Annotated in this window: 11 protein-coding genes; 9 read left to right on the top strand and 2 right to left on the bottom strand. The window is 72.5% G+C overall.

The genetic code is table 11. From position 1 onward, the window contains the following. Both QZ607_RS21440 and QZ607_RS21445 read right to left on the bottom strand, forming a co-directional pair. On the bottom strand, nucleotides 1–621 hold a 621-nt coding region (locus QZ607_RS21440), incomplete at its 3' end, for an ABC transporter substrate-binding protein (RefSeq protein WP_295886991.1). Nucleotides 622–703: 82 nt separating this feature from the next. Then, nucleotides 704–1,111: a DUF4332 domain-containing protein gene (locus QZ607_RS21445; RefSeq protein ID WP_295886994.1), complete on the bottom strand. Its 408-nt coding sequence runs from the start codon at nucleotides 1,109–1,111 to the stop codon at nucleotides 704–706. A gap of 441 nt (nucleotides 1,112–1,552) precedes the next feature. On the opposite strand from QZ607_RS21445, the gene QZ607_RS21450 reads away from it, so the two are divergent. The 9 genes from QZ607_RS21450 to QZ607_RS21490 all read left to right on the top strand — a co-directional run bounded on the left by QZ607_RS21450 (nucleotide 1,553) and on the right by QZ607_RS21490 (nucleotide 13,728). Then, the gene (locus tag QZ607_RS21450; RefSeq protein ID WP_295886996.1) at nucleotides 1,553–2,158 is read left to right on the top strand and encodes a tetratricopeptide repeat protein; all 606 of its coding nucleotides are present in this window, start codon (nucleotides 1,553–1,555) and stop codon (nucleotides 2,156–2,158) included. Nucleotides 2,159–2,178: 20 nt separating this feature from the next. After that, entirely contained in the window at nucleotides 2,179–2,676 is a 498-nt protein-coding gene (rlmH, locus tag QZ607_RS21455; RefSeq protein ID WP_295886998.1) for a 23S rRNA (pseudouridine(1915)-N(3))-methyltransferase RlmH, read from the top strand. Between the two features lie 6 nt (nucleotides 2,677–2,682). Beyond that, the gene (locus QZ607_RS21460; RefSeq protein WP_295887001.1) at nucleotides 2,683–3,342 is read left to right on the top strand and encodes a nucleoside triphosphate pyrophosphatase; all 660 of its coding nucleotides are present in this window, start codon (nucleotides 2,683–2,685) and stop codon (nucleotides 3,340–3,342) included. A gap of 145 nt (nucleotides 3,343–3,487) precedes the next feature. Then, entirely contained in the window at nucleotides 3,488–4,942 is a 1,455-nt protein-coding gene (gene rng, locus QZ607_RS21465; RefSeq protein ID WP_295887004.1) for a ribonuclease G, read from the top strand. Between the two features lie 109 nt (nucleotides 4,943–5,051). Beyond that, entirely contained in the window at nucleotides 5,052–9,230 is a 4,179-nt protein-coding gene (locus QZ607_RS21470) for a YhdP family protein (protein ID WP_295887006.1), read from the top strand. A gap of 187 nt (nucleotides 9,231–9,417) precedes the next feature. Then, nucleotides 9,418–10,245 (top strand): carbon-nitrogen hydrolase family protein, encoded by an 828-nt coding sequence (locus QZ607_RS21475; RefSeq protein ID WP_295887008.1) that lies wholly within the window; start codon nucleotides 9,418–9,420, stop codon nucleotides 10,243–10,245. A 168-nt stretch (nucleotides 10,246–10,413) separates the two neighbouring features. Continuing rightward, nucleotides 10,414–11,856: a metalloprotease TldD gene (gene tldD, locus QZ607_RS21480; protein ID WP_295887010.1), complete on the top strand. Its 1,443-nt coding sequence runs from the start codon at nucleotides 10,414–10,416 to the stop codon at nucleotides 11,854–11,856. A gap of 247 nt (nucleotides 11,857–12,103) precedes the next feature. Continuing rightward, a complete protein-coding gene (gene pmbA, locus QZ607_RS21485) occupies nucleotides 12,104–13,453 on the top strand; it encodes a metalloprotease PmbA (protein WP_295887012.1) in 1,350 nt (449 codons plus the stop codon). Then, nucleotides 13,450–13,728, top strand: a complete 279-nt coding sequence (locus QZ607_RS21490; protein WP_295887014.1) for a hypothetical protein — start codon at nucleotides 13,450–13,452, stop codon at nucleotides 13,726–13,728. The genes pmbA and QZ607_RS21490 overlap by 4 nt, the downstream gene beginning before the upstream one ends. The last annotated feature ends 20 nt before the right edge of the window (nucleotides 13,729–13,748 follow it).

The raw sequence follows: 13,748 nt of genomic DNA on the forward strand, positions 1-13,748 counted from the left end.
ACGGCTCGGCGACATCCGACATCGCCGCGCCGGCGCCGCCGGCTGCGTTGGCGGCCGATCATGCTTCAGGGCTGTCGGATAGCCGCCGCGCTGGCCCGCGAGCCCCACCTGCACATCCACCCGGTCCGGCCGGCCGGCGGTGCGCGGGCGCACGAACTGCACGCGAGCGCCGGCGCCGCCGCCGTAGCCGATCAACCGCTCGGCGACCGCCGACAGGATGCGCGCCTCCAGCTGCGCCGCCAGGGCCTCGCGCTGGTCCTGTGTCAGGGCCTGCCAGCGGGCGCCGGCAACGAAGCGGGCCATGTCATCGAATTCGAAGTAGGGTGCGATCTCCCGGTCGAGGAAGGCCGCCGTCTGCAGGCGGTTCTGCGCGCCCTCGCTGCCGCGCACGAACGCGAACAGCTTCTCCAGGCCCGCGCTTACGGTCGCCGCGGCCTCTCGCGCGGGGCTCGAATGTGACCCGCGCGCCCCCGGTCCCTGCGGCGGCCCGGCGCTGCCGGGCACCGGCATGGCAGCCGGCCCGGTGACCGGCGGCTGCGCGGCAACGACGCCGGGACCGAGCGACAGGAACGCGATGGCGCCGGTGGCATACAGCACCCGCAACAGGGACGAAAGACGCATGGAGCACAACTCCGGTGGTGGCAGTGGGCGGGTCGGGGCTTGTCCGCGGCGGGCGGGATCGGCGGCAGCGGACGCGCGCCGGTCAGTAGGTGACGATCTTCGGCAGGGCCTTGGCCTGCTCCACCCAGTCTTCCACCTGGGCGGCCGTCGGCGGGCGCTGGGTAATCGACTTGGCTTCGTTGGTCTCCAGCAGCTTGGCGTGCAGATTGTCCGGGCGCCGGGTGGCGAGCTCCTTGACCGTATCCACACCGGCCTCCTCCAGCAGGTCCGAGTAGACGCCGGAGACGCCGTTGATCCGGGCGAGGTCGGCGCGGTTCACCAGCTCCAGCAGGTCCGAGGCGCTCACGCCGCAGTCCGCCGCCAATGCCTTGCGTGCCGCCGGCGTCGCTGCGGCCTCGACCAGGGCCAGATTGTCGTTGATGTCCTGCGCGGTGAGCGCGCTCAGTACGGTATCGTTGATGCCCTGGAGCTCTTTGACGGGGGTAGCCATGGCGGTATCTCCTGCGTTTGCGTGAATGTAAGGCAGCGACTGGCGGATGCCTGCGGCTGTGCGCGGCTCGCGGGCTGTGGCCTGCGCATCAGGCGCGGCGAAGGCGCCGGTAGGCCGGCACCGGCAGCCCGGCACCGGCAGCGCCTGCATAGAGCGCCTGCGACACGCGCCGCATCGGCAGGCGCCGGTGGGCGTCCCCGGGCCGCGCGGCCAGCATCCCGGTGCGATCACGACAGGCGGCTGAAGCATAAATGATTTCCGCCGCGGCACAAGCCTCTCGCGCAGCCGGGATGTGCGCGCCGCCTTGACAGCGTCACCGGCGGCTCCGAGCATGCCCCAGCTGCGCCGGAGCCGAGACCTGTGCCACCACGCCCCGGGGGCGCAGCGAAATCCCACTCCGGGACACCCGACTCCGTTCCGGCCGCACCGGCATGCAAGACCATGTTCCCAAAGCTCACTCCACTGCAATGGCTCGTCGTCGTGCTGGGCCTGTTCTTCTACGGCTTCACGGTGTTCGCCGTGACGCGCGACTATTACCTGCGGCACCCGCCCAAGCCCGCCGTCACGCGCACCGCGCCCGGCGCGACGCCGCAGCCGGACGTGACGCAGCTGGGTGAGCAGATGCGGGCGGCGCTGGACGGCAGCGATGCGGCGGCGACCGCCGCCGCGGCCAGCGACGACCCGGCAGTGCTGGCACGCGAGGCGGACCGGCTGTTTCGGGCACAACGCTTCGCCGCGGCGGTGCCGCTGTACCAGCGCCTCACAGCGCTGGCGCCGGGGGACGTGGATGCCCAGAACGACCTGGGCCTGGCACTGCACTACGCGGGCGACACCCAGGCGGGGCTCGATGTCCTCAGGCAGGCTACGGCGGCGGCGCCGCAGGCCCAGCGCGTCCATTTGAGTCTGGGCTTCGTCGCGATGCAGGCGGGCGCCCTGGACACCGCCCGGCAGGCCCTGACCCATGCGCGGGATCTGGCACCAGAGTCGGACGTCGGCGCCGAGGCGGCGCGGCTGCTCGGTCTGCTGGATCAGGCCACGGACGACTGAGCCGGGGCCGATCCGCCGCCGTGCGCATCCACCTGATCAGCATCGGCCAGCGCATGCCGGGCTGGGTGGATGCCGGGTTCGAGGACTATGCCAGGCGCCTGCCGCCCGAGTGCGCCCTCTCCCTCAAGGCACTGCCCGGCGGGCTCGCGGGCAAGGGCCGCGGGCGCACGGGCAGCGTCAGCGCGGGCGAGCTGCCGCGGCTGCGCCGGGACGAGGGGGAGCGGCTGCTGGCGGCGGTGCCCCCGCGCGCACGCATCGTCGCGCTCGACGGGCGCGGGCACGGCTGGAGCAGCGAGGCCCTTGCCGCCCAGCTGGATGCCTGGCGCGCGGACGGCCGCGACGTTGCCCTGCTGGTGGGCGGGCCCAATGGGCTGTCCGAGGCCTGCCTGGCGCGGGCCGAGCAGCGCTGGTCCCTGTCGCCCCTGACGCTGCCGCATCCGCTGGTGCGGGTGCTGGTGGCCGAGCAGCTCTACCGGGCCTGGAGCCAGCTCCAGGGGCACCCCTACCACCGCGGCTGAGGACCCATGGCACCCGAGGCGACGACACCAGGCTGCGCACCGAGCGGACCACAGCGGCTCATCCTGGCCTCCAGGTCGCCGCGGCGTCGCGCCCTGCTCGCGCAGATCGGGCTCAGCGTGACGGTGCGCAGCGCTGACGTGGACGAGACGCAGCGTGCCGGCGAGGCGCCCGCGGACTACGTGCTGCGAATCGCCCTGGCCAAGGCCCGGGCGGCGCATGGCGCGCTTGCGGCGACCGAGGCGCAGGCGCCGGTGCTGGCGGCGGACACCGCCGTGATCTGCGATGATCAGATCTTCGGCAAGCCCGCGGATGCAGCGGATGCGGCGCGCATGCTGGCGCTGCTGTCGGGTCGCGAGCACCAGGTGCTGACCGGGGTGGCGCTGCTCGGTGCCGCCGAGCGCGTGCGCCTTTCCAGCACGCGCGTGCGCTTTCGCAACATCAGCGCCGCCGAGGCCGCGGCCTATTGGGCCAGCGGCGAGCCGCAGGACAAGGCCGGCGGCTATGCGGTGCAGGGGCTGGGCGCCGTGTTCGTCGCCGGCCTCGAGGGCAGCTGGTCCGGCGTGGTGGGCCTGCCGCTGTTCGAGACGGCCGAGCTGCTGGCCGCCGAGGGCATCCGGCTGCTTGCGCCGGGCAACCTGGGGGATGAAGCAGCGCACGGCGCCTGAGATGAAGAGACCGTCCCCAGGCGGATGCACGGCGGCTGGCGCTGCGCCGGATCGGGACAATTACGTATACCGTCCCCGTTAATTTTGGCGCAGGATAGGGGGACCAGAACATGAAACCCGGTTACGCGGCGCCATCTGCTAGGCCATGAGTGAAGAGATCCTGATCAACGTCACCCCGCCGGAGACCCGCGTCGCGGTGGTGGAGAACGGCGTGGTGCAGGAAATCATCATCGAGCGCGCCGAGCGCTGCGGGCTGGTGGGCAATGTCTACCGCGGGCGCATCTGCCGGGTGCTGCCGGGCATGCAGGCGGCGTTCGTGGACGTGGGCCTGGAGCGGGCGGCGTTCCTGCACGCCTCCGACATCATCGGCAAGGACGGCGAGCCGCGCAGCGAGCAGATCATGGACCTGGTGCGCGAGGGGGACCACATCGTGGTGCAGGTGGTGAAGGACCCCATCGGCACCAAGGGCGCCCGGCTCACCACCAACATCTCCATCGCCTCGCGCTACCTGGTCTTCATGCCGCGGCTCGGCAACACCGGCGTGTCGCAGAAGATCGAGGACGACGAGGAGCGCAAGCGCCTGCGCGAGATCCTGCAAAACTACGTCGACGAGCACGAGGACGCCGGCGGCTACATCGCGCGCACCGCCGCGGAGGCCGTGGACGACGACGCGCTGTGCCGCGACATGGCCTTCCTCGCCAAGCTCTGGCGCGGCATCAAGGAGCGCTGCGACACGGGCGCCGACATCGGCCTCATCCACGACGACCTGCCGCTGGCGCTCAGGGCGCTGCGGGACCTGGTGACGCCGGAGGTGGAGCGGGTGCGCATCGATTCCCGCGCCACCGTGGAGAAGGCGACCCCGTTCGCGGCCAAGTACATCCCCGAGATCGTCGAGCGCATCGAGTACTACGCCGGCGAGCGACCGCTGTTCGACCTCTACGGCGTCGAGGACGAGATCCGCAAGGCCCTGGAGCGCAAGGTGCAGCTCAAGTCCGGCGGGCATCTGATCATCGACCAGACGGAGGCCATGACCACCATCGACGTCAACACCGGCGCCTTCGTCGGCCACCGCAACTTAGAGGAGACCATTTTCAAGACCAACCTGGAGGCGGCGCAGGCCATCTGCCGGCAGCTGCGCCTGCGCAACCTCGGCGGCATCATCATCATCGACTTCATCGACATGACCGATGACGAGCACAAGCGTCAGGTGCTCCGCGCGCTGGAGAAGTGCCTCGCCAAGGACCACGCCAAGACGCACATCACCGAGGTCTCGGCGCTGGGCCTGGTGGAAATGACCCGCAAGCGTACCCGCGAATCCCTGGAGCACGTGCTGTGCGAGCCCTGCCCCTGCTGTGGCGGGCGCGGCTCCATGAAGACCGCCGAGACCACCTGCTACGAAATCTTCCGCGAGATCCTGCGGGAGTCGCGCCAGTTCGAGGTGGAAACCCTGCTGGTGCTGGCCTCGCAGGAGGTCATCGACCGGCTGCTGGACGAGGAGTCCGGCCACCTGGCCGAGCTGGAAGAGTTCATCGGCAAGCCCATCCGGTTGCAGGCGGAGGCCCTGTATACCCAGGAGCAGTACGATGTCGTGCTGATCTGAGGCCGGGCGCCTCCCCTTCGGCGCCGCGCCCCACTCGCGACCTCATGTCCGCTAAGGTCCCCGCAACCGAGCAGCCCCGCCGTCGCCCGACGGCGTTGAAGCGCCCTGCATGACTCGCATGCTCCGTACCCTGCTGCGCCGCCTGGCGGGCCTCGCGGCGACTGCGGTCATCGCCTTCGCCCTGCTGACGCTCCTGCTGCGCCTGGCCCTGCCCCACGCCGACGGCCTGCGCGGCCTGGTCGAGGAGCGTTTGGGCAAGGTGCTGGGGGCGGAGCTCAGCGTCGGGGCGCTCGGGCTCAGCCTGCGCGGGCTGCAGCCGGAGCTGCGCCTGGAGGACACCGTGCTCAGCGACCCACTGAGCGGCGAGCGGCTGCTGGCGCTGGCGGCCCTGAACGTGGACCTCGATCTACGCGCCTCGCTGCTGGCGCTGGCACCGCGCATCGACGGCGTCACCCTGGTGGGCGCGCGCATCGAGGTGCAGCGCGGGGCGGATGGGCGCGTGCGCGTGCGCGGCCTGGACCAGCTCGGCGGCGGCGATGACGGCACCGCGACCTTCTTCCTCCGGGAAGGCCACTTCAGCCTCGCCGACAGCCACATCTACTGGACCGACAGCTTCGCCGGGGTGCCGACGCTCGACGTCCGGGTGTCGCATCTGGACCTGATCAACCAGGGCGCCACCCATCGGCTGCGCATGCAGGCCGCCCCGCCGGGCGACCCGGCGGGCGAGCTGACGCTGCTCGCGGACCTGCGCGGGCCGCCCGGCCGCCCGACAAGCTGGTCGGGGCGGGTCTATGCGGACTGGCGCGGCAGCGACCTGGCCCGGGTGCTGCGGGGACGGCTGCCCGGGCGCCTGCGCATCGCCACGGACGGTGTGCATGTCACCGCCTGGGCGCAGCTCGCCACGGGCCGCCCCACCCGTGTCACCACCCGGGTCTGGCTGGACGACCTGAGACTGCGTCGCAGCACCGCCGCGGCACCGGCTGCGACCGCGGCGGATGGCGCCGATGCCGCCGCCCCTGCGCACCTGGACCTGGGCGACGTGTCCGCCCTGGCCCGGTGGCAGCGGCATGGGGCCCGCTGGCGGCTCGACGTGCCACAGCTCGGGCTCTTCGGCTCGCTGCTCGGTGGGGAAGCGCTTGCCCTGCGGCTCAGCGGCGGCTTCGGACCCGGCGACGGCGAGCCCATGGGCGAGCCCATGCAGGGCCGCATCGCCGGCCTGCAGCTGGCACGGCTCGCGGAGATCGCCCGCTTTGCGGTGCCGCACGCGCTGCCCGGCGCCCTGCGCGAGGTCCTGGCAGGCCGCATCGCCGGCCGGCTGGAGGCCCTGCGCTTCCGCCTGGACCTGGCCGGCGCCGACGCCGACGCCGATCACGGGGATGGCAACGGCACCCTCGGCGCCGCCGACTGGCTGGCGGACGGGCGCATCAGCGGCCTCGGCATCGGCCCGGCGCCCGGCAATGGCGAGACGCCGGCCCCGGCAGGCCCAGTCCCGCCGCTTCAAGGCATCGATCTCACCTTCTCCGCCGCACCGGACCGCGGCGCCCTGGGCCTCTCCGCCGCGGGCGCACACCTGGACCTGCGCCCGCACCTCATCGCACCATTGACGCTGACACGCCTCGCCGGGCTGCTCCAGTGGCATCGCACCCATGACGGCATCGTCATCCGCAGCAATGCCCTCGCCGCCGACACGCCGGACGTGACCACACTGAGCCGGCTTGCGCTGCACACCCTGCCGGGCGCCCCGCCGGTCATCGATCTGCACACCCACATCCGCGGCGGCGACGCCGAGGCGGTGCCCCGCTACCTGCCGGCGTCGAAGATGGACGACCGGCTGGAGGCCTGGCTGGACCGTGCCATCGTGGCGGGCCGGCTCACCTCCGGCGACCTGCTGCTGCGGGGGCCGCTCGGCGACTTCCCCTTCGATGCCGGCAACGGCTGGTTCCGGCTGGAGCTGCGGGTGCGCGACGGCGTGCTGGACTACCAGCCGCCAAAGCCCAGGCCGCAGGGGCCGGGCATGAGCGCGGCGACGACGCCGGCCGCAGCGGCGCAGCCGGGCCGGTCCACCTGGCCGCGCCTGGAGGACATGGACGTGACACTGCGCTTCGACCGGCGCCGGCTCGACATCGCGCTCGCCGCCGCGCGCATGCTGAGCACCCGGGTCACCGCCGGCAGCGCCCGGATGCCGAACCTCTGGGAGCCCCGGCACATGCACATCGAGGCCGAGGGCACCGGCCCGCTCACGGACGGTCTCGCGGTGCTCGCGGACACGCCGCTGTCACGCCACCTGGCCGGCATCCCGCGGGCGCTGGACGCGAGCGGCGACGGGCGGCTGCGGCTTGCGCTTGACGTCCCCCTGCGCCGCGGGCTGGGCTTCGGCTACAGCGGGCGGCTCGACTTCGGCACCGGTGCGGCGGTGACCCTGCGCGACGCTGACCTGCGGCTCACGGACCTCGCGGGCGCCCTGCGCTTCGATGCGGGCGGTGTGCAGGCGGACGGCATCAGCGCCCGCCTCGGCGAGCAGCCGCTGCGGGTGGACATTGCAACGCGGCGCCCGGAGACCGCCGGGGCGCCGGGGCGCACCGACGTCATGGTCACCGGCCGCACCCCGGTGTCGCGCCTGGCAGAGGCCCTGCCGAGCCCGTGGTGGGCGCTCGCCGCGGGCAGCGCCGACTGGCGCCTCGAGGCGAGCCTCAGCAACGCCGATGCCGCCGCCGAGCGCCCGCCGCTGGACGTCGCGCTGCGCTCGGACCTCGCCGGCGTCGCCCTCGACCTGCCGGCGCCCTTCGGCAAGGCCGAAGCCACCGAGCGAGCGCTGCGCATCGACACCCGGCTGACGCCCGGGCAGCCACCGAACGTGACCGCCCGGCTCGGCGACCTGGGCGCGCGGCTCGCCTTCGCGCGCGACCAGCAGGCCCTGGCACCGCGCCGCATCGCCGTGGACCTGGGCCGGCTGCCGGAGGCGCTGCCGGAGCAGCCGGGCATCCAGGTCTCGGGGCAGCTCGGCGCCGTGGATCTCGGCGCCTGGCTGGCTTGGGCAGGCGCGCACGGGTCGTTGCTGTCGCGGGCCGAGCGCTCGACGCAGCCCCAGGACCTGCCGCTGCTGCCCGTGCGCCTGCGGGCCGAATCGCTGCGGCTCGGCGACCTGCGCCTCACGGCGGTGCGCGCCGCGCTGGCGAAGGACACCGCGGGCGGCTGGCGCATCGGACTGGAGGCCGACGACAACAGCGCGAGCGTCGTGCTCCCCGCCGGCAGCGATGAGCCCATGGTCGTGCGCCTGGACAACCTGGACCTGGCGCCGCTGCTCGCGGCCCGGGCGGAGCGTACCGGCCCCATGGACGTCGGCCCGGACCCGCGGAGACTGCCGCCGCTGACGTTGCAGATCGAGGCCCTGCGCCGCGGCAGCCATGCGCTGGGGCGCCTGCACGTGGCGCTCGTGCGCCGGCCGGATGGGCTCGCGGCCACTGAGCTGTCGCTGTCAGGGCCCCTGGTGACGGCATCGGGCACCGGCCGCTGGACCCGCGATGCCACCGACTACACGGACACCAGCCTGGAGGTGGACCTGCGCAGCCGGGACCTCGGGCAGCTGCTGCGCGATGCCGGCTACTACAGCGCCCTCGACGGTGCGCCGTCGCAGGCGGCGCTGCGCCTCAGCTGGCCCGGCGGCCCCGGCAGCTTCCGCCTGCCGCGCGCCCGCGGCACCCTGGACGTGGACATCGGCGCCGGACGCCTGCTGGACGTGGAGCCCGGCGTGGGCCGCATGCTCGGTGTGCTCAATCTGGGCGCCCTGGAGCGGCGCCTGAGCCTCGACTTCAGCGACGTGCTGGACGAGGGCTTCACCTTCGATCGCATCGACGGCCGACTCGTCATCGGCACGGGCACGGCGCGCATCAGCCGCTTCGACATTCTCTCCTCCACCGCCGACATCCAGGTGCGCGGCAGCACAGACCTGGTGCAGCAGACCTTCGACCAGAGCGTGCGCGTGACGCCCAAGATCGGCACCGGCGTGGCCATCGCCGGTGCCGTCGCCGGCGGCCCGCTGGTGGGCGCAGCGGTGCTGCTGGCGGACCGGGTGTCCGGCAATGCGGTGAGCGCGCTCGCTAGCTATGAGTACCAGATCACGGGGCCCTGGACGGCGCCGGACGTGCGCCGCGTCGCCGGCAGCAACGGCGTGCGCTCGGTGCCGGACCTGCTGCTGCCGGAGGCGACGCGCAGCGAGGCCACCGGCGCAGAGCAGGGCGCCCGCGAGCCGCCCCCGGCACCGGTGAGCCCCTTTCTGAACCAGGACTGAGACCCGTGCCGGCGACGGGACAGCGCCACTGCGCCACCGCCACCGCGGCGACGCCGCGTGCGCCGATCCGGGCACGGCTGCGCGACGGCCGGCACAGGGTGCTATCTTTGCGCGCTCAGACCCTATCGTCACACGCGCGTCACAACGGTGCCATCGCCCGCTGCGACGCCGTGCGGAGTGAAGCCCCATGAGCCCAAAGCCCCGCGTCGCGGCCGTGCAGATGGCCACCGGCCCCAACGTGAACGCCAACCTGCTGGAAGCCGAGCGGCTGATCCGTGACGCAGCCGAGGCCGGGGCCGGGCTCGTGGTGCTGCCGGAGAACTTCGCCTTCATGGGGCGCCGCGACCACGACACCCTGTCCATTGTCGAGGCGGACGGCGACGGCCCGCTGCAGCGCTTCCTGGCGGAGACCGCCAGCCGCTTCGGTGTCTGGCTGGTGGGCGGCACCATTGCCCTGCGGCCCACCACGCCCGAGCGCCTGCGCGCGGCGGCCCTGGTTTACAACGACCAGGGCGTGCGCATCGCCCGCTACGACAAGATTCATCTGTTCGACGTGGACCTGCCCGGCGCCGACGAGCGCTACGAGGAATCCGCCACCATCGAGGCGGGCAGCGACCCCGTGGTGGTGGACAGCCCCTTCGGTCGGCTCGGCATCATCGTCTGCTACGACCTGCGCTTTCCGGAGCTGGTGCGCCACATGGTGGACAGCGGCGTGGAGGTGCTGGCGGTGCCGGCGGCCTTCACGGCCCTCACCGGCAAGGCCCACTGGGAGACCCTGGTCCGCGCCCGCGCCATCGAGAACCTCATCTACGTCGTGGCAGCCGCCCAGGGCGGCTACCACCTGAGCGGCCGCGAGACCCATGGCCACAGCATGATCGTGGACCCCTGGGGCGCCATCCTGGCGCAGGTACCGCGCGGCACCGGCTGCATCTGCTCCCCCATCGACCGCGGCTTCCAGGACTCGGTGCGGCGCACCTTTCCGGCGCTTGAGCATCGGCGGTTGAGGTGTAAGTGAGGAAGTACGGAGTACGCAGTACGTCGCGCTTTGTTGCGCAACCGCCGGATAATCCCAACCTCTCTGCTTTAGCACCGCCCATCTCCAACGCCGACAGGCTAAGGGGCACTGGGTTCCCGTACTTCGTCTTCCGCTCCCCGTACTTCGTACTCCGTACCAACGCCCGATATGTCAGACACCCTCGCCATCGCCCGCAGCCAGATCCTCGCCCCCGTCGGCCTCGACGACGGGCATTTGGAGCGCCTGGTGGGCGCGCTGCACAGCCCGGCCATCGATGCCGCGGACATCTACTTCCAGTCCAGCCGCCTGCAGTCCTGGGTGCTGGAGGACGGCATCATCCGCGACGGCAATTTCAACATCGAGCAGGGCGCGGGCCTGCGGGCCATCGCCGGCGAGAAGACCGGCTTCGCCTACTCCGATGAGCTCCAGTTCCCGGCGCTGGCGCAGGCCGCCGAGGCCGCCCGCGCCATCGCCGGCAGCGGCGGCGAGGCCAGCGTGGCCACGGGCACCACGCCCGCGGTGGCCCGGCTCTACCAGCCGCTCAACCCCATCGACAGCCTCGCGGACGCCGACAAGGTGGCCCTGCTGCACCGGGTGGACGCGGAGGCCCGCCGCGCGGACCCGCGGGTGAAGCAGGTCATCGCAAGCCTGGTGGCGGTGCAGGACACCATCCTGGTCATCGCCGACGACGGCCGCATGAGCGCCGACGTGCGCCCGCTGATCCGCCTCAACGTCAGCGTTGTAGTCGAAGAGGACGGCCGCCGCGAGCAGGCCAGCAGCGGCGGCGGCGCGCGCCGGGATCTGAGCTGGTTCCTGGACGAGGACCGCGCCCTCGGCTTCGCCCGGGAAGCCGTGCGCCAGGCCCTGGTGAGCCTGGAGGCGGGCCCCGCACCCGCCGGCACCATGACCGTCGTGCTCGGCGCCGGCTGGCCCGGCGTGCTGCTGCACGAGGCCGTGGGCCACGGGCTGGAGGGGGACTTCAACCGCAAGGGCACATCGGCCTTCGCCGGGCGCATGGGCGAGCGCGTGGCGGCCGCCGGCGTCACCGTGGTGGACGACGGCACCCTGCCACAGCGCCGCGGCTCCCTCAGCGTGGACGACGAGGGCACGCCCACCAGCTGCACCACGCTCATCGAGGACGGCATCCTCGCGGGCTACATGCAGGACCGCCTGAACGCCCGCCTGATGGGCATGGCCGCCACCGGCAACGGCCGGCGCGAGTCCTATGCCCATCTGCCCATGCCGCGCATGACCAACACCTACATGCTGCCCGGCGACAAAGACCCGGAAGAGATCATCGCCTCCGTGGACAAGGGCCTGTACGCGGTCAACTTCGGCGGCGGCCAGGTGGACATCACCTCCGGCAAGTTCACCTTCTCCGCGAGCGAGGCCTACATGATCGAGAACGGCAAGGTGGGCCGGCCGGTGAAGGGTGCCACCCTGGTGGGCAACGGCCCGGACGTGCTGACCCGCGTCAGCATGATCGGCAACGACCTCAGGCTCGACGACGGCATCGGCACCTGCGGCAAGGACGGCCAGAGCGTCCCCGTGGGCGTCGGCCAGCCGACCCTCAGGGTGGAGAGCCTCACCGTCGGCGGCACCGCCGGCTGACACCGGGGTATGCCGACGTCAGTCGGCGCCCCCGGCAACGCCGGCTTCAGCCGGCCCCCTGGGCAGGCCGACTTGAGCCGGCCGCACACCCAGCAACAGACGAGCAACCCGGCAACAGCAGAGCCCCAGACCAGAGACGCGGCCGGTCACACCGCAGCCCGCCGCGAGTCCCGGCTTTGCAACCAACCCGCCGCCCCCCACCATGACACCTGACCCGACACGGAACACGGAACCCGGAACCAGACCCATGCCCAACCTGGCCACGGCCGACACCGCCGAGCGGCTCGCCCTGCTCGAAGAGACCATCCAAGACCTGCTGAAAGAGGCCAAGCGGCGCGGCGCATCGGCCGCGGAGGCCGTGGTGAGCAACACCACCGGGCTCGACATCGCCGTGCGCCTGGGCGAGGTGGAGACCGTCGAGCACACCCGCGACAACGGCCTCGGCATCAGCGTCTACTTCGGCCACCGCAAGGGCTCGGCGAGTACGTCGGACCTGAGCCCCGGCGCGGTGCGCGACGCCGTCCGTCAGGCCTGCAGCATCGCCACCCACACCCAGGAGGACCGCTGCGCAGGGCTCGCGCCGGCGGCGCTGATGGCCGGCGAAGTGCCGGACCTGGACCTGAGTCATCCCTGGGACATCGCCGTCGAGGACGCCGTAAGCCTGGCCATCGCCTGCGAGGATGCCGCAAGGGCGGCCGACCCCCGCATCGTCAACTCCGAGGGCGCGAGCTTCGGCACCACCGCCGGGCTCGCCGTCTACGGCAACAGCCACGGCTTCGTCGGCGGCTATCCCAGCACCCGGCACGAGCTGAGCTGCGCCGTGGTGGCCAAGGAGGGCGAGTCCATGCAGCGCGACTACTGGTGGACCACAGCGCGCGCACCGGAGGACCTGGAGGCCGCCGAGGCCGTGGGCCGGCGCGCCGCCGAGCGCACCGTCGGGCGCCTCAACGCCAGGCGTATCGGCACCTGCGAGGTACCGGTGCTGTTCCGTGCCGACGTGGCCACGGGGCTCTTGCGGAGCTTCGCGGGCGCCATCAGCGGCGGCAACCTCTACCGCCGCACGAGCTTCCTGCTGGACAAGCTCGGTGAGCCGGTCTTCCCGGAGTTCGTACGCATTTACGAGGAGCCGCTCCGCCCGCGTGGGCTCGGCAGCGCGCCCTTCGACGGCGACGGCGTGGCCACGTCGGCCAAGGACCTGGTCACCGACGGCGTGCTGAAGACCTGGCTCCTGGACCACTATTCCGCCTGCCGCATGGGGCTCACCACCACCGGCAACGCCGGCGGCGCGCGCAACCTGAGCATCGGGCTCGGCCGTGACAACCGCGCCGCCATGATCCGCCGCCTGGACCGCGGCCTGCTGGTGACCTCGCTCATGGGCCAAGGCGTCAAGATGATCACCGGCGACTACTCCCGCGGCGCCGCCGGCTTCTGGGTGGAGAACGGCGAAATCCAGTACCCGGTGGAGGAGATCACCATCGCCGGCAACCTCGCCGACATGTTCAAAGGCCTCGTCGCCGTGGGCAACGACCATGACTTTGCGAGCAGCATCACCACCGGCTCCTGGCTCATCGACCGCATGACGGTGGCGGGGGAATGACCCTGGTGTCCGGCAACGAGGCCCTGGCGCGCAGCGTCGCCTTCATCGAGCAGGCCCCCGAGTCCGCCAACGCGCTGACCCTCTACGCGCTGGCCAACACGCTTGAGTACGAGCGCGCCGGCTGCCTGTTCAAGCTCATCAAGCTGCGCGACATGGACGCCGAGGCCCGCGCCCTCGCCTATGGCCTGATGGAGCTGGTGGTGGAGGAGAGCGTCGGCAGTGAGGCCTGGAAAGACGCCAAGGCCCGCATGGACCGGGCCATCCGCGGTGTCTGAGCGCCACGGTGCACAGGCGC

The sequence above is a fragment of the uncultured Thiohalocapsa sp. genome, from assembly GCF_913063425.1.
In the GTDB taxonomy this organism is placed as follows: Bacteria; Pseudomonadota; Gammaproteobacteria; order Chromatiales; family Chromatiaceae; genus Thiohalocapsa.